Consider the following 16,256-nt stretch of genomic DNA (forward strand, 5'->3'; position numbering starts at 1 on the left):
GGCCATCTGATGCGCTCCCTTCGCCTTGTGACCCTGACCGTAACCCTGACCGCATATCTTGCGGCAGGGCCGGTTCTGGCGTCCGGAAACGAGGCGAAGCTGGCCATCGACAGCTTCAACGCCTGGTGCTTCAAGGCCGGCCAGACGGAGGCCCAGGCCCGCGACAACATGAGCGCCGGAACCGCCCCCTTCACCCTGACCTTCTGGGACGACAGTCTTGAGCCGCGCCCGGCGGATGCCCAGCGCGGCGTCGAACGGCGCTGCGAAGTGGCCTTTGACGGCGATCATACCGCCGCAGCCATCGAGGCGCTGCGCATCCAGATGGCGACGCCGCCGGTCTTCGGCACCCCGATTCCGCTGCCCGATACCCATGCGGTCACCCCCGGCACCACCCTGATCGAGGGGCGCGAACTGCTGCGCGGCCGGGTTGCCGTGGTCCATGTGGGCCTGCGCAACGCGCCCCATGCCCCTGTGACCTTCATGGCGGTTGACCGCCTCTATGACGGGCTTGGCCTGCCGGAGGGGTCATGATGGATCAAAGCGCCCCGCGTCCCTGCCCGGTCTGCCACGACACGGATGCCACCCCGCTTCCCGCCTATTCGCCGGACCCCTGGCAGGTGGCCACCTGCAATGGCTGCACCATGACCTATCTGCAAAATCCCCCCGCCTACGAGGCGCTGGAAGAGGATTTCGCCTGGGAAAAGACCTACGAGGACAAGAAAGCCGCCTCCAGGGGATCGACCCGGTTCAGCCCCTATGTGCGCAGGCTGCGCAATGCGCTGGGCATGTACCGTGACAAGACCAACAGCTTCCGGCGCTGGTTCAACGATGGCCATGTGCTCGACATCGGGTCGGGCTGGGGCCAGCGGATCACGGCACCGATGACGCCTTACGGCATCGAATTGTCCACCGCGCTGCACAGGATTTCGGACAAACGGATGCGCGCGCAGGGCGGCTATTGCCTGCATGGCGCGGGCGCCGAGGCGATCTGGAATTTCGACAAGGGCCAGTTCGACGGCATCGTCATGTTCTCATATCTCGAACATGAGACCGATGTGACCGGCGTGCTGAAGGGCGCGCACCGGGCGCTGAAACCCGACGGCGGGGTCTTCATCCGCGTGCCGAACTTCGCCTCGCTGAACCGCCGCGTGATCGGCCCGAAATGGTGCGGCTTCCGCTACCCCGACCACGTCAATTACTTCACCCTGTCCAGCCTGCGCAAATGCGCCGCGCAGATCGGGTTCAGGACCTGGCTGGTCAACCGCTTTACCCTGCCGGTCGACGACAATATCTCGGTCCTGCTGCGCAAGTCGGCCGCCTGACACAATGGAGAGAATGATGAACCTGATCCATACCACATCCACCCGCGTCATCGCCGCGCTGTGCCTGGGCGCCCTGCTTGCGGGATGCAATTACAACACCGCCAACGATGGGGTGCGCAACGGCCCGCAGGCCATCCACCCCAGCAGCGGCCTTGCCACGGTTGCACCGGCACCGGCTGCCGCCGCCGCGCCAACCTGTGGTCAAAATGGCCAATATGCCTGCTACACGCCGCAACCCGACGACGGATCACAACCCATCATCGATTAACCACAGGCGGTTTCAACCGCTTGTGCCCTTCTAACGGATACCCAAAGGAACCAATATGGCCGTACTTGTAGACGAAAACACCAAAGTCATCTGTCAGGGCCTCACCGGCTCGCAGGGGACGTTCCACACCGAACAGGCCATCGCCTATGGCACCAAGATGGTCGGCGGTGTGACGCCCGGCAAGGGCGGTCAGACCCACCTGGACCTGCCCGTGTTCAACTCCGTCCACGAGGCGCGCCATGTCACCGGGGCCAATGCCTCCGTCATCTATGTGCCGCCTCCCTTCGCGGCCGATTCCATTCTTGAAGCCATCGACGCCGAGATGGAGCTGATCGTCTGCATCACCGAAGGCATTCCGGTGCTGGACATGATGCGCGTCGCCCGCGCGCTGGAAGGGTCGAAATCCCGCCTGATCGGGCCGAACTGCCCCGGTGTCATCACCCCCGACGCCTGCAAGATCGGCATCATGCCCGGCCACATCCACAAACGCGGCTCCTGCGGCGTGGTCAGCCGTTCCGGCACCCTGACCTACGAGGCGGTCAAGCAGACCACCGATCTCGGCTATGGCCAATCCTCCGCCGTGGGCATCGGCGGCGACCCGATCAAGGGGACCGAACATATCGACGTGCTGGAAATGTTCCTGGCCGACGATGAGACCGAGAGCATCATCATGATCGGCGAAATCGGCGGCTCCGCCGAGGAAGAAGCCGCGCAATTCCTGGCCGACGAACGCAAGAAGGGCCGCTGGAAACCCACCGCCGGTTTCATCGCGGGCCGCACCGCCCCTCCGGGCCGCCGCATGGGCCACGCAGGTGCCATCGTCGCCGGTGGCAAGGGCGGTGCCGAGGACAAGATCGAAGCGATGAAATCCGCCGGTATCGTTGTCGCCGACAGCCCCGCCACCCTGGGCGAGGCCGTGAAGGCCGCGATCGAAAAGGGCTGATCCCCTGCCCGAACCAGGCGAAGGGCCGACAGCAGGCCGGCCCTTCGCCCCCCATCCAACCCGCGAGACATGATGCGACAGCCGCCCGCCCTTACCGTCCGCCCCCGACCGAGCATCCTGTGATGCGCCGGCTGATCCTGCATATCGGGCCATTCAAGACGGGCACCAGCAGCTTTCAGCACTGGCTCCGGGGCAATGCCGCCGTGCTGGCGGATGCCGGTCTGGTCCTGCCGCTGGACCTGCTGAACCCCAATGCCAATGGCGAACCGCTGGCCCATGCCTTTCTGGCCGCCCCGGCGGACCGCACGGCGGAACAAAGCGATCTGATCGACCGCTTTGGCCAGTTCTGCGCGGCACATCCGGACGCCTCGGTCATCCTCTCGGCAGAGCGGCTGTCACGGATGCTGCTGGTCGACGGCAGCTTCCGAAACGAATTCGACCCCCGCGAGAGCGACTCCCGCCGCCAACGCGCGGCCCGCCACCTGCATGACGCGGTATCCACGCTCGGCTTCGACCGGATTGATCTTCTGGTCCTGATCCGCGAACAGGCCGGTTTTCTGACCAGCGCCTATGTTCAGAAACTCAAGACCATGAACGCCCGCCTGGATCTCGGCACGCGCGGGCTGGAGGCGTTTCCGATCCAGCGCTACGCCGAAAGTTTCCGGCAGCTTTCAGACCTCGGCTTCCATGTCATCGCCGCCCCCTACCACAGCCCGGACCGCGCACTTGCGCTGCCCGAACGCCTGATGGCGATGGCCGGCTTTGACGGCCCGCTCAAGGGCCGCGTGACCTGTGATGTCCCGCGCGTGAATGTATCACCGGGCTATCTGACAACGATCGGCCTGGGCCATGTGTTCTGGCACCTCGAAACCCTTTCCCCGACACCGGATGCCGCCGGGGCGGACCAGCTGCGGCGGCGTCTCTTTGCGATCACCCGCGCCGCAAATGTCGAAGGTGACGGCCCGCTGACCCTGTTCGCCCCGGATCAGGCCGCCGCAATTGCCGCCCGTCAGCGCCGCCATCTGGACGGCATCGAACCCTGGGCGCAGGGGCTGACCGCCGCCGACATCGCTGGCAGCTTTCCCGCGCATCGCGCCCAGTCGCCCCTGTCGCGCAACGATCTTGGCACGCATGAGCGTCACCGCATCGACCAATGGCTGCGCGGCATCGCCGCCCAGGTTCAGCGCGACAACCGCCTGCGCCAGTTGATCGACCCCGCCACGCTGAGTGACCTTGACGCCTCCCCGCCAGGGGTGCACAGCGCGCCGCAGCAGACCGCCCCCTGCCTTGGGGGCACCTGGGCCGCAGCCGCACCCGACGGACGAAGGCCGTTGAGGCAAGCCCTCTAGAAACCGAATTTGACCATAACCCCCGCCCGAACGAGGCCACATCATGACCGAACAACCCGGAAACGAACAGTTCCACGCGTCATCCTTCATGGAAGGTGAAAACGCAGAATACCTTGAACAGATGTATGCCAGATACGCCAACGACCCCAATGCGGTGGACGCGGCATGGGCGGCCTTCTTCAAGGCCATGGGCGACGACGGCGAAGCCGTCAGGGCAGAGGCGGCAGGCCCCTCCTGGGCGCGCAGCGACTGGCCCCCGGCACCCATGGGCGACAACATCGGCGCGCTGACAGGCATCTGGCCCGAACCGGTCGAGGCTGAGGCCGCAGGCCGCAAGATCAAGGAAAAAGCCGCCGAACAAGGCGCGCAGATCACCGAGGAGCAGGTGCGCAGCGCGGTGCTGGATTCGGTCCGCGCCCTGATGCTGATCCGCGCCTACCGGATCCGCGGGCACCTCGCCGCCGACCTGGACCCGCTGGGCATGCGCGACACCGGCACCCATGCCGAACTGGACCCCAGGGCCTATGGCTTTGAAAAGGCCGACATGGACCGCCCGATCTTCATCGACAACGTGCTGGGCCTCGAAGTGGCCACCATGGCCCAGATCGTGGACATCGTGAAACGCACCTATTGCGGCACCTTCGCGCTGCAATACATGCATATCTCCAACCCCGAAGAGGCCGGCTGGCTCAAGGAACGGATCGAAGGCTATGGCAAGGAAATCTCCTTTACCCAGAACGGCCGCAAGGCGATCCTGAACAAGCTGGTCGAGGCCGAGGGCTTTGAGAAGTTCCTGCATGTCAAATACATGGGCACCAAACGCTTCGGCCTGGACGGCGGCGAAAGCCTGATCCCCGCGATGGAACAGATCATCAAGCGGGGCGGCCAGCTGGGGGTCAAGGATATCGTGATCGGGATGCCCCACCGGGGCCGCTTGTCGGTGCTGGCCAATGTGATGCAGAAACCCTACCGCGCGATCTTCAACGAATTCCAGGGCGGCAGCTTCAAACCCGAAGACGTGGATGGTTCGGGCGACGTGAAATACCACCTCGGGGCCTCGTCCGACCGCGATTTCGACGGCAACATCGTCCACCTCAGCCTGACCGCCAACCCCAGCCACCTGGAGGCGGTGAACCCCGTTGTCCTGGGCAAGGCGCGCGCCAAGCAGGACCAGCTGAACGACCGCGAGCGGACCAAGGTGATGCCGATCCTGCTGCATGGCGATGCGGCCTTTGCCGGTCAGGGCGTGGTGGCGGAATGTTTCGCCCTCTCCGGCCTGCGCGGTCACAAGACCGGCGGCACCATGCATATCGTGGTGAACAACCAGATCGGCTTTACCACCGCGCCGCATTTCTCGCGCTCCTCGCCCTATCCCACCGACAATGCCCTGGTGGTCGAGGCGCCGATCTTCCACGTCAACGGCGACGACCCGGAGGCAGTGGTTCACGCCGCCCGCGTCGCCACGGAATTCCGCCAGAAGTTCCACAAGGATGTGGTGATCGACATCATCTGCTACCGCCGCTTCGGTCACAACGAAGGCGACGAGCCGATGTTCACCAACCCGATCATGTACAAGAAGATCAAGGGCCAGAAGACCACGCTCAGCCTCTATTCCGATCGGCTGGTCAAGGACGGCCTTGTCCCCGAGGGCGAGATCGAGGACATGAAGGCCGATTTCCAGAAAAAGATGAACGAGGAATTCGAGGCGGGCAAGGATTACCGCCCCAACAAGGCCGACTGGCTGGATGGCAAATGGTCCCATCTCGATAAGTCCAAGGAAAAGAAATACCAGCGCGGCAAGACCGCCATTTCCCGCGAAACCCTGGCCGAAGTCGGCAAGGCGCTGACCACCGCGCCCGAGGATTTCCCCCTGCACAAGACAGTGGGCCGCCTGCTTGAGGCGAAAGCGGCGATGTTCAAGGATGGCAAGGGTTTTGACTGGGCCACCGCCGAGGCGATTGCCTTTGGCTCCCTGCTGACCGAAGGCTACAAGGTCCGCCTTGCCGGTCAGGACAGCGCCCGCGGCACCTTCAGCCAACGCCATTCCGCCCTGATCAACCAGGAGACCGAAGACCGCTATTACCCCCTCAACCACATCCGCGAGGGGCAGGCGGAATACGAGGTCATCGATTCCATGCTGTCGGAATATGCGGTGCTGGGTTTCGAATATGGCTATTCGCTGGCCGAACCCAACGCCCTGACCCTATGGGAGGCCCAGTTCGGCGACTTTGCAAACGGCGCGCAGATCATGTTCGACCAGTTCATCAGCTCGGGCGAAAGCAAATGGCTGCGCATGTCCGGCCTCGTCTGCCTGATGCCTCACGGCTACGAAGGGCAAGGGCCGGAACATTCCTCCGCCCGGCTGGAACGCTTCCTGACCATGTGCGGCGGTGACAACTGGATCGTGGCCAATTGCACCACGCCCGCCAACTACTTCCACCTGCTGCGCCGCCAGCTGCACCGCAGCTACCGCAAGCCGCTCATGCTGATGACACCCAAATCCCTGCTGCGCCACAAGATGGCGGTCAGCGAGGCCGAGGAGTTCACCACCGGCAGCAGCTTCCACCGGGTCCTGTGGGACGACGCGGAAAAGGGCAATTCAGAGACCAAGCTGGTCGCCGATGACAAGATCAAGCGCGTCGTCATGTGCTCCGGCAAGGTCTATTACGACCTGCTGGAAGAACGCGACAGCCGCGGGATCGACGATATCTACATCCTGCGTTTCGAACAATTCTACCCCTTCCCCGCGCAATCCGCGGTGAAGGAGCTGGAACGCTTCAAGAATGCCGAAATGGTCTGGTGCCAGGAAGAACCCAAGAACCAGGGGGCCTGGAGCTTTATCGAACCGAACATCGAATGGGTCCTGGGCCGCATCGGTGCAAAACACGGCCGCCCGGCCTATGCCGGCCGCGCCACAGCCGCCTCTCCCGCCACGGGCCTGGCGAGCCAGCACAAAGCACAACAAGCCGCTCTCGTTGACGAAGCGCTGACCATCAAAGGAAAGTAACCCATGACCGAAGTACGTGTGCCCACCCTGGGCGAATCCGTGACCGAAGCAACCGTCGCCACCTGGTTCAAGAAACCCGGCGACAGCGTGGCGGTCGATGAAATGCTCTGCGAGCTGGAAACCGACAAGGTCACCGTCGAAGTGCCCAGCCCGGTGGCAGGCACCCTGGCCGACATCGTCGCCGCCGAAGGCGAAACCGTGGGCGTCGATGCTCTGCTGGCCAATATCTCCGCCGGGGATGAAGCGCCCAGGGGCAAGGCGGCTGACACCGGCAAGGAGGCGCCGAAATCCGTCGATGCCGGGGCCGAGGAAATGAAACCCCGCGACCCCGCCGATGATGTCGATGTCATGGTCCCCACCCTGGGCGAAAGCGTGACGGAGGCCACCGTCAGCACCTGGTTCAAACAGGTCGGCGATACCGTCGCGCAGGATGAAATGCTCTGCGAGCTGGAAACCGACAAGGTCAGCGTCGAGGTGCCCGCCCCCGCCGCCGGCACCCTGACCCAGATCCTGGCCGAGGAAGGCAGCACCGTCGAGGCCAATGGAAAGCTCGCGGTGATCTCCGGTGGCGAAGGCACCGGCGCCGCCGCCCCCGCAAAGCAAAGCGCAGCGGCCCCCGCCGCCGAAAGCAAGGGCGGCAAGGATGTCGAAGACGCGCCTTCCGCGAAAAAGGCGATGGCGGAAAACAACATCAGCCGCGATGCCGTCACCGGCACCGGCCGCGATGGCCGGGTGATGAAAGAGGACGTGGCCAGGGCCATCGCCGCAGGCACCTCCGCCGCTTCGGCACCGGAGGCGAAATCCGCCCCCCGCGCGCCCTCCAGCGCCGATGACGCCGCCCGCGAGGAACGCGTCAAGATGACCCGCCTGCGCCAGACCATCGCCCGCCGTCTCAAGGAATCGCAGAACACCGCCGCGATGCTGACCACCTACAACGAGGTCGACATGACCGCGGTGATGGACCTGCGCAACGAATACAAGGTGCTCTTCGAAAAGAAACACGGGGTGAAGCTGGGCTTCATGTCCTTCTTCACCAAGGCCTGCTGCCACGCCCTGAACGAAGTGCCGGACGTGAACGCAGAGATCGACGGCACCGATGTGGTCTACAAGAACTATGTCCACATGGGCATCGCCGTGGGCACCCCCACCGGCCTTGTGGTGCCGGTGGTCAGGAACGCCGACGCCATGTCCTTTGCCGAGATTGAGAAAACAATCAACACCCTGGGCGTCAAGGCGCGCGACGGCAAGCTCAGCATGGCCGACATGCAGGGCGGCACCTTCACCATCTCCAACGGCGGCGTCTATGGCTCGCTGATGTCCTCGCCGATCCTGAACCCGCCGCAATCCGGCATCCTGGGCATGCACAAGATCCAGGACCGCGCGATGGTGGTGAACGGCGAAATCGTGGTGCGCCCGATGATGTACCTCGCCCTCAGCTACGACCACCGCATCGTCGACGGCAAGGGGGCGGTCACCTTCCTCGTGCGTGTGAAAGAGGCACTGGAAGACCCGCGCCGCTTGCTGATGGATTTGTGAGATCCGCTGAAGACATGCAAACAGTCAGCTCATTGAACAAGGCGCTCCAGATTTGGTGTGCTTTTATATGCTTGGCGGTTTCTGGGAGCACGGCGTGGGTCCTGATTTATGCCACGTCCGATAGCTATTTTCGGATTGCTGTAATTAATTCAAGCATCACACTCGGGGGAATTCTGTTTCTCTATGCATATATCGCTCGAACGACTGGTCAAAACGCCATACGCACTCTGAAAGCCAATAAATATGCTGCTCTATTTTGGTCTTTTTTGGCCGCATTATTCATCCTGCAGCGACTACTCCCGTGCCCAACCTGCGATGAACACGCGGCACAACGGTATGTAATAGGGGTGACTGTTCTCGGATCAATCTCATTGGTTCACTGGGTTTTTCACTATAAACTAAGGCAAGTCACATGACCCCGATCCTCTTCACCGTCGCCCTTGCTTGCATGTTGCAAATCGCGCAATCCGTCGCGGCCTCGACCATGGCGAACGTGTTTGTGGGCCTCGGCGATAGCAATAGGCTGCGCGACCGTGTTTGCAGAACCGACAGGGTGGGGTTCCGCCCCATGACCTGCTGAACAACGGGACCCGGATGCAGGAACTCCATGCCATCGAACATTCGCTTTGGGCGACCGTCTCGCGTTTTGATCCCGACCTGATGGAACAGGTTTTCGCGGATGATTTCGCAGAGTTCGGGCGCTCCGGGCGAAGATACACGCGCACGGAGATGCTTTTCTCGCCCGATCAGGCAACGCCCATCGACGCAACGCTTCATCAAATGATGAGCCGCGCCTTGTCAGACGACATAAGTATCGTAACTTATGTATCAGAAGTCCGGTATGACGGGTCGACAGAATGGGCAAACAGGTCCTCAATCTGGGACAGCTCCAGCGGCGGCTGGAAATTACGATTTCATCAAGGCACCCCCTGCGCGCCCCTGACTCCAAAGTGAAAGTTCAACCATGACCGAAATCACCATCCTCATCGCCTATGGCCTGCTGGTCATGATCACCATCCTGTTGCAGGTGATGGGCGCCATGAACCAGCTTTCCATGGGCTACATCATGTCCTCGCGCGACGACAACCGCGGCACCCGGGGCATGGTGGCGCGGATCGAACGGGCGCTGAACAACTCCCTCGTCGCAATGACCCTCTTTGCCCCCGCCGTGCTGATCCTTGAGGTCCTGAACAAGACCAATGCCACCACCCTGCTGGCTGCTCAGGTCTTCATGATCGCGCGGATCATCTACCTGCCGGTCTATGCGCTCGGCGTGCCTGCGGTGCGCACGCTGGCCTGGCTGGCGGGCTTCATCGCCACCGCCGTCCTCTACCTCCAGGCGCTTTGAAAGGACTTGCCATGCAGATGATCGTCCACCAGCACGTCACCTCCTTCGCCGACTGGAAAGCCGCCTTCGACAAGGATGACGAGGCCCGGCGCAACGCGGGGCTGACCGTGCTGCAGGTCTGGAAGGACGCCGACAGCGATACCCATGCCTTCTTCCTGCTCAAGGTCAATGACCGCGACAAGGCGCAGGCCTGGATCGAAAGGTCCAACGCCCTGGCCTCGGACGATGGCGGCACGGTCACCTCCTCTTCGGCGTATTTTCTGGACACCAAATGACCCCGGAACTCACTGCCCTGACCCTCGCCGCGATCCTGCAATACCTGCAATTCGCGCTCTACGCGGTGCCCGCCAACCGCGAGCTGGGGCCCGGCTTCACCATGTCCGCCCGCGACCGGCCCCCCAACAACACGCTGACCGACCGCACCGCGCGCCTCGGCCGCGCCTTTGACAACCACTTCGAGGGGCTGATCCTGTTTGCCATTGCCGTGGGCGTGATCCAGATGTCGGGGCAGAACAATGCGCTGACCGCGCTCTGCGGCTGGGTCTACCTGATCGCGCGGCTGCTCTATGTGCCTGCCTATGCGCTGGGCTGGCGGCCCTGGCGGTCGCTGATCTGGTTTGCCGGTTTCATTGCCACCCTGCTGATGCTGCTGGTGGCGCTCTTTTGATTTCATTGTTCCAGTAAATACCACCGGGGGGAGGCGCTTGCGCCGGGGGGCTGGCCCCCCTACCCTCGCTGTCAACACGCTCAACACCCAAGGAGACACACATGTCCACCTATGATGTCATCGTAATCGGCTCCGGCCCCGGCGGCTATGTCGCCGCCATCCGCTGTGCGCAGCTGGGCCTGAAGACCGCCTGCGTCGAGGGGCGCGACACCCTGGGCGGCACCTGCCTGAACGTCGGCTGCATCCCCTCCAAGGCGCTGCTGCATGCCTCCCATATGCTGCATGAGGCAGAGCACAACTTTGCCGAGATGGGCCTGAAGGGCAAAAGCCCCTCGGTCGACTGGAAACAGATGCTGAGCTACAAGCAATCCACCATCGACACCAATACCAAGGGCATCGAATTCCTGTTCAAGAAGAACAAGATCGACTGGCTGAAAGGCTGGGGCAGCATCCCCGAGGCCGGCAAGGTCAAGGTCGGCGACGAGGTGCATGAGGCGAAAAACATCATCATCGCCACCGGGTCCGAAGCCGCGTCCCTGCCCGGCGTCGAGGTCGACGAGAAAGTCGTCGTCACCTCCACCGGCGCGCTGGAACTGGGCAAGGTGCCCAAGAAGATGGTGGTCATCGGCGCCGGCGTGATCGGGCTGGAGCTGGGCAGCGTCTATGCGCGCCTGGGCTCGGACGTCACCGTCGTGGAATTCCTCGATGCGATCACACCGGGCATGGACCCCGAGGTGCAGAAGACCTTCCAGCGGATGCTGAAAAAGCAGGGGCTGGACTTCATCATGGGGGCCGCCGTGCAGAAGACAGAGGCGACCAAGACCAAGGCCAAGGTGCATTACAAGCTGCGCAAGGACGACAGCGAACATGTGATCGACGCCGATGTGGTGCTGGTCGCCACCGGGCGCAAACCCTATCACGACGGCGTCGGTCTCGATGCCCTGGGCATCGCGCTGACCAAGCGCGGCCAGATCGCGGTCGATGACCACTGGGCTACTTCCGTCAAGGGCATCTATGCCATCGGCGACGTGATCGAAGGCCCGATGCTGGCCCACAAGGCCGAGGACGAGGGCATGGCCGTGGCCGAGGTGATCGCGGGCAAGCACGGCCATGTGAACTATGGCGTGATCCCCGGCGTGATCTACACCCACCCCGAGGTCGCATCGGTGGGCGAGACGGAAGCCACCCTCAAGGAAGCGGGCCGCGCCTATAAGGTCGGCAAGTTCTCCTTCATGGGCAACGCCCGGGCCAAGGCGGTTTTTGCGGGCGACGGTTTCGTCAAGATCATCGTGGACAAGGAGACCGACCGCATCCTGGGCGCGCATATCATCGGCCCCGGTGCCGGCGATCTGATCCACGAGGTCTGCGTGGCGATGGAATTCGGCGCCTCGGCGCAGGATCTGGCGATGACATGCCACGCGCATCCGACCTATTCCGAAGCGGTCCGCGAAGCCGCGCTGGCCTGCGGGGATGGCCCGATCCACATGTGAGGTGGCGGGCCCGGCATGCGTTGCGCAGGGATATTTATGAGCCAAAAAGAGAGGGGGGTGTGTCGCGATACAGGCCCCCTTTTGCTATGGGGCAGAGGTTGCCATTACCACATCGTCCGGGCGGCCCGTGCGCCCCAGGCATCGTCATAGGGCGCGCCGCCCTCTTCGCCGCTGGTCATCTCCGCCAGGATCTCTCCCACGCTGGGCAACCCGGTGCTTTCGTCCACACCGGCCCAGGTGCCTGCCCGCATCAGCGCGCGGGCGCATTGGGTATAGATCTCGGATGTGGTGATCACGATCACCGTGGCGGGCTGGCGGCCGGACTTGTCGAAGCGGGCGCGCAGATCGGCATCGTCGGTCAGGATCGCGGTGCCGTTCACCCGCACCACATTGTTCGACCCCGGCACCAGGAACATCAGCGACACCCGGCCATCCACCACGATGTTGCGCAGTGAATCCAGCCGGTTGTTGCCGCGCCAGTCGGGCAGCGCCAGCCGCTGCGGATCCAGTTCCAGCACCACCGGGCCATCGTCGCCGCGCGGGCTGCCATCGGTGCCGTCAGGCCCCACCGTGGTCAGAATGCAAAGCTTCGACGCCATGATCCATTTGCGGTAGAGCGGCGTCAGCCGGTCCGCCACCTTGCGCAGTGACGGCGCGCCGGGCCTGCCGTAAAGCGCCTCAAGCGCCGCGATATCCTCAATCCGCCGCACGCCAGCCGGCCTCCTGCAACAGCGCGTCCGACCGGCGTTCCACCACCTCTTCAAGCCGCTGCATGAAGCTGGCCCGGTCCAGCCCCGGCGCAATCGGGTCGAGGAATTCGACCACCGCGACCCCCGGCCGCCGGTACAGCCCCCGGCGCGGCCAGAAATAGCCCGCGTTGGTCGCCGCCGGGATGCAGGTCTGCTGCAACTGCTCGTAGAGCGCGGCGCTGCCGATCTTGTAGGGAATGCGCTTGCCCGGCGCGACCCGGGTGCCCTGGGAATAGATCACGATCTGCCCCGGCTCGATCTTGCCCGCCTCCACATCCGCGATCATCTTGGCTATCGCCTTGCCGCGCTTGCCCCGGTCCACCGCGATCATCTGCATCCGCCTGGTGTATTGCCCGATCACCGGGGTCCAGAGGATCTCGCGCTTCATGATGAACTTGGCCCGCGGCAGGGCGTGAAAGATCATGATGATGTCGAGGAAGGACTGGTGCTTGGCCGCGATCAGCACCTCTCCCTGCGGCACCGGGCCGCGCACTTCGCAGCGCAGCCCAATCAGCCAGCGCGCCGACCACATGCACCAGGCGGCATAGGTCTTGCAGGCGGTATAGGCGCCGCGTTTGGAGAACATGGCCCAGGGGGCGAAGGCCAGGCCGACAAGCGGCATCGCCAAGGTCACCTGCACCACGTAAAGGATCGACCGTATCCATTGCAGCATCACGAAAGCCCTCTCAAGGTGCGCCGTGCCGCGGCCCGCGTCGCGGCAAAGGCGACGCCCCCCGCCAGCAGCGGAATCAGGACGGGCAGCAGCCAGTGCAGCCCGCGAAAGCCCAGCCCGGTCAGGAAACCGCCGGTTTCGGAGGCGCTGGGCAGCAGCACCACGGCGATCAGGCCCACAACCGTGCCTGCCGCCGCCCCCGAGAGTGCCCGCAGGGTGAACCGGCGGACAAAGGCCTGGGCGATGTAATCATCGGTAGCCCCCACCAGACGCAGCACCGCAATCACCTGCGCATTGGCGGCAAGGGCGGCCTGTGCGGCAAGGGTGATCATCGCCGCCACCGCCGCCGCGATCAGCGCGATCGAGACCCAGCCGATCAGCCGCAGCCGCGAGGCCGCCTGCACCAGCGGTTCGCGCCAGCGCCCGTGATCGTCCAGCACCGCACCGGGCACCTCGGCGGCCAGCCGCAGGCGCAGGCCTGCGGCATCCATGCCGTCACTGTCCTCGATCACCTCGATCAGCCGCGGCACCGGCAGCGCGTCCAGCGCCAGGTCCGGGCCGAACCAGGGGGCCAGCAGCGCCTGTTGTTCCGCATCCGTCAGGGCGCGGGCGGTCGCCACCCCCCTGGTGGTTTCCAGAATGCGCAGCGCCGCGTCGGTCTGGGCCGCGCGCTGGTCCAGCGGGGCCACGATCCGCACAGTGGCGGTGCGGGCAAGCTCCGACCCCCAGCGTTCCGCCAGACGGCCCGCCGCCAGCGACAGCGCCAGCGCAAAGACCGCGAGAAACGCCATGGCACCGGCCGCGAAAAGGGTCAGCTGCGCGGTGAAGCCCGAAGGCGGCACCACCCGGTCCGCCTGCCGGTCTCCCGCCAAAAGGGCGCGCAGGCTGCCTGCCCCCGGCTTCACAGGTCCGCCCCCGCCAGCTGGACGCGGCGGTTTGCGATGCGCAGCACCCGGGCCTGTACATGCGCCTTGGTGGCGCGGATCAGGCTCAGGTCATGGGTGGCAATCAGCACGGTCTTGCCCATCTTGTTCAGCTCGATCAGCAGCCGCAGCAGGCGTTGCGACATGTCCCAGTCGATGTTGCCCGTGGGCTCATCCGCCAGCACCACGTCGGGCGACATGATGACGGCCCGCGCCAGGGCGGCGCGCTGGCGTTCGCCGCCCGACAGCTCCGGCGGCAGCGCATTGGCCCGGTTGGTCAGCCCGACCCAGGACATCAGCTCGGCCAGGTCACCGCCCGCGGCCTCGGCGTTGCGACCCGAAACGGTCAGCGGCAGGTTGACGTTTTCCGACACATCCAGATGGTCGAGAAACTGCACGTCCTGATGCACCACGCCGACCCGGCGGCGCACCATGGCAATGTCATCCCGGCCCAGCCCGCGCACATCCGCCCCGAACAGGCGCACATGGCCCGCCGTGGGCAAAAGCGCGCCGTAGCACAGCTTCATCAGGGTTGTCTTGCCCGCACCCGAGGGGCCGGTCAGGAAATGAAAGGACCCGGGCGCGAGTTTCAGCGTTATGTCCGACAGCAATTCGCCGCCGCCATAGCTGTAGGCCACATTTTCCAGCTCGATCACGCAGGTTCCCCGGGTTTTGTCGACCTGTTGTGCCTGAGCACCGCCGGGGATTCAATGCACCACATCGGGGTCCAGCGTCGAGATTGCACTTTTCCTGCGGAAATCTTGCACTATGCTGGTCGAAAATGGTTAACGGCCCGAAACGGGACCATGGAGAGCAGCGGGAACATCAATGAGGCTGACCTGTCCGAATTGCGATGCACAATATGAAGTGCCCGATGACGTCATGCCGGCAACCGGGCGGGATGTGCAATGTTCCAATTGCGGCCAGACCTGGTTTCAGCATCACCCGGACCATGCCCCCGAAGAGGTAAGTGAAGACGCCGTCGAGGTGCCGCCGCCCGATGCCCCGGCACCGGACGAGGAAACCGCACCGCCGCCGCCACCCGCCCGGCCCGCCCCGGCGCCGGAGCGGCGCAAGCTGGATCCGGCGGTGGCCGACATCCTGCGCCAGGAAGCGGAAGCCGAGCATGAGGCGCGCAAACGCCGCCAGGAGCAGGCGCAGCCGCTGGAAAGCCAGCCCGATCTGGGGCTGGATGTGGCCGACCCCGAAGACGACCGCGAACGCCGCGCGCTGGAGGCCCGCCGCCGGATGGCGCGGATGCGGGGCGAGCCGGAACCGCTGTCAGAGGAAGAGGCCCGCGCCGCCGCCATGTCCTCGCGCCGGGAACTGCTGCCCGACATCGAAGAGATCAACTCCACCCTGCGCAGCGATCATGAGCGCGGCACCCCCCAGAGCGCGCCGGGCGAGGGTGATCTGCCGGTCACCGCGCGCGGGGGCGGTTTCGGCCGTGGCTTCGTGCTGGTGATCCTCTGCGCGGCAATCCTGATTGCCATCTATGTCTTTGCCCCGCAGATCGCCCGCGCGGTGCCGCAGGTGGACCCCTATCTGTCCTCCTATGTCAGCGGCGTTGACCAGCTCCGGCTCTGGCTTGACCGGAATGTTCAGGACCTGCTGATCTGGCTGGATTCACTGGCAGCGCAATCCACACCCTGAGGGTTTTTCCCGTTCCCCGTCCTGAATAACGCCCGTGACGGGCGTTTTGGGCGTGGTTCGGGCCGGAGGCTCAGGGGCCGGGTCTGATGTTGCACCTCAAACACTTAGCGCAGCTGCGAACCATTGTTCCGGGTACGGGCAATGTTCCGGGCACGGGCCACCGGAGTTTTCGGGTGACACGCAGCCTGCCTTCATCTGAGTGCCTTCATCTGAGTGCCGTGATGACATGTCAAAAAAAAAAATAAAGAAGAAGCCGCGCAGGGGGGGGCCCCGCCCGGGGGGAGAGGGTGGGGTGGCGCCCCCCGCGGGGGGGGCCCCGCGGGGGGGG

At 64.5% G+C, this 16,256-nt stretch carries 18 protein-coding genes; 14 read left to right on the forward strand and 4 right to left on the reverse strand.

Features of this window, described 5'->3' with window-relative positions; translation table 11 throughout:
* The first annotated feature begins 9 nt into the window (after positions 1–9).
* The 13 genes from O4H53_RS06260 (at position 10) to lpdA (ending at position 11,930) form a co-directional block, all read left to right on the forward strand.
* Positions 10–531 carry a hypothetical protein gene (locus O4H53_RS06260; RefSeq protein WP_269362228.1) on the forward strand — a complete coding sequence of 174 codons (522 nt, stop codon included), beginning with the start codon at positions 10–12 and terminating at the stop codon, positions 529–531.
* The gene (locus tag O4H53_RS06265; RefSeq protein ID WP_269362229.1) at positions 528–1,322 is read left to right on the forward strand and encodes a class I SAM-dependent methyltransferase; all 795 of its coding nucleotides are present in this window, start codon (positions 528–530) and stop codon (positions 1,320–1,322) included. The genes O4H53_RS06260 and O4H53_RS06265 overlap by 4 nt, the downstream gene beginning before the upstream one ends.
* A gap of 16 nt (positions 1,323–1,338) precedes the next feature.
* A complete protein-coding gene (locus O4H53_RS06270; protein ID WP_269362230.1) occupies positions 1,339–1,590 on the forward strand; it encodes a hypothetical protein in 252 nt (83 codons plus the stop codon).
* A 55-nt stretch (positions 1,591–1,645) separates the two neighbouring features.
* The gene (sucD, locus tag O4H53_RS06275) at positions 1,646–2,533 is read left to right on the forward strand and encodes a succinate--CoA ligase subunit alpha (protein ID WP_269362231.1); all 888 of its coding nucleotides are present in this window, start codon (positions 1,646–1,648) and stop codon (positions 2,531–2,533) included.
* A gap of 122 nt (positions 2,534–2,655) precedes the next feature.
* Positions 2,656–3,882: a hypothetical protein gene (locus tag O4H53_RS06280; protein ID WP_269362232.1), complete on the forward strand. Its 1,227-nt coding sequence runs from the start codon at positions 2,656–2,658 to the stop codon at positions 3,880–3,882.
* 43 nt (positions 3,883–3,925) lie between these two features.
* Positions 3,926–6,889: a 2-oxoglutarate dehydrogenase E1 component gene (locus tag O4H53_RS06285; protein ID WP_269362235.1), complete on the forward strand. Its 2,964-nt coding sequence runs from the start codon at positions 3,926–3,928 to the stop codon at positions 6,887–6,889.
* Positions 6,890–6,892: 3 nt separating this feature from the next.
* Complete coding sequence (gene odhB, locus O4H53_RS06290) at positions 6,893–8,425, forward strand: 2-oxoglutarate dehydrogenase complex dihydrolipoyllysine-residue succinyltransferase (RefSeq protein ID WP_269362237.1); 1,533 nt, start codon at positions 6,893–6,895, stop codon at positions 8,423–8,425.
* A 412-nt stretch (positions 8,426–8,837) separates the two neighbouring features.
* Complete coding sequence (locus O4H53_RS06295) at positions 8,838–9,005, forward strand: hypothetical protein (protein WP_269362238.1); 168 nt, start codon at positions 8,838–8,840, stop codon at positions 9,003–9,005.
* Between the two features lie 14 nt (positions 9,006–9,019).
* The gene (locus O4H53_RS27175; RefSeq protein WP_443069516.1) at positions 9,020–9,379 is read left to right on the forward strand and encodes a nuclear transport factor 2 family protein; all 360 of its coding nucleotides are present in this window, start codon (positions 9,020–9,022) and stop codon (positions 9,377–9,379) included.
* A 10-nt stretch (positions 9,380–9,389) separates the two neighbouring features.
* The gene (locus O4H53_RS06300) at positions 9,390–9,773 is read left to right on the forward strand and encodes an MAPEG family protein (protein WP_269362240.1); all 384 of its coding nucleotides are present in this window, start codon (positions 9,390–9,392) and stop codon (positions 9,771–9,773) included.
* Between the two features lie 11 nt (positions 9,774–9,784).
* Positions 9,785–10,048: a hypothetical protein gene (locus O4H53_RS06305; protein WP_269362242.1), complete on the forward strand. Its 264-nt coding sequence runs from the start codon at positions 9,785–9,787 to the stop codon at positions 10,046–10,048.
* Positions 10,045–10,440: an MAPEG family protein gene (locus O4H53_RS06310; protein ID WP_269362244.1), complete on the forward strand. Its 396-nt coding sequence runs from the start codon at positions 10,045–10,047 to the stop codon at positions 10,438–10,440. Before O4H53_RS06305 ends, O4H53_RS06310 begins: the two co-directional genes overlap by 4 nt.
* A 101-nt stretch (positions 10,441–10,541) precedes the next feature.
* The gene (gene lpdA, locus O4H53_RS06315; protein WP_269362245.1) at positions 10,542–11,930 is read left to right on the forward strand and encodes a dihydrolipoyl dehydrogenase; all 1,389 of its coding nucleotides are present in this window, start codon (positions 10,542–10,544) and stop codon (positions 11,928–11,930) included.
* Between the two features lie 104 nt (positions 11,931–12,034).
* Here the strand turns inward: lpdA and O4H53_RS06320 are convergent, their stop codons facing one another.
* Genes O4H53_RS06320 through O4H53_RS06335 form a run of 4 tightly spaced genes read right to left on the reverse strand, consistent with a single transcriptional unit; the run spans position 12,035 to position 14,931 of the window.
* Entirely contained in the window at positions 12,035–12,640 is a 606-nt protein-coding gene (locus tag O4H53_RS06320; protein WP_269362246.1) for a pyridoxamine 5'-phosphate oxidase family protein, read from the reverse strand.
* Positions 12,627–13,352 (reverse strand): lysophospholipid acyltransferase family protein, encoded by a 726-nt coding sequence (locus tag O4H53_RS06325; RefSeq protein ID WP_269362248.1) that lies wholly within the window; start codon positions 13,350–13,352, stop codon positions 12,627–12,629. Before O4H53_RS06325 ends, O4H53_RS06320 begins: the two co-directional genes overlap by 14 nt.
* Entirely contained in the window at positions 13,352–14,257 is a 906-nt protein-coding gene (locus tag O4H53_RS06330) for a cell division protein FtsX (protein ID WP_269362250.1), read from the reverse strand. Before O4H53_RS06330 ends, O4H53_RS06325 begins: the two co-directional genes overlap by 1 nt.
* On the reverse strand, positions 14,254–14,931 hold the full coding sequence (locus O4H53_RS06335; RefSeq protein ID WP_269362252.1) for a cell division ATP-binding protein FtsE: 678 nt from the start codon (positions 14,929–14,931) through the stop codon (positions 14,254–14,256). The genes O4H53_RS06330 and O4H53_RS06335 overlap by 4 nt, the downstream gene beginning before the upstream one ends.
* Before the next feature lie 172 nt (positions 14,932–15,103).
* Between O4H53_RS06335 and O4H53_RS06340 the strand changes: the two genes are divergently transcribed.
* A complete protein-coding gene (locus O4H53_RS06340; protein WP_269362254.1) occupies positions 15,104–15,928 on the forward strand; it encodes a zinc-ribbon domain-containing protein in 825 nt (274 codons plus the stop codon).
* Positions 15,929–16,256: the final 328 nt, after the last annotated feature.

It is taken from the genome of Sulfitobacter sp. G21635-S1, from assembly GCF_027213915.1.
In the GTDB taxonomy this organism is placed as follows: domain Bacteria; phylum Pseudomonadota; class Alphaproteobacteria; order Rhodobacterales; family Rhodobacteraceae; genus Sulfitobacter.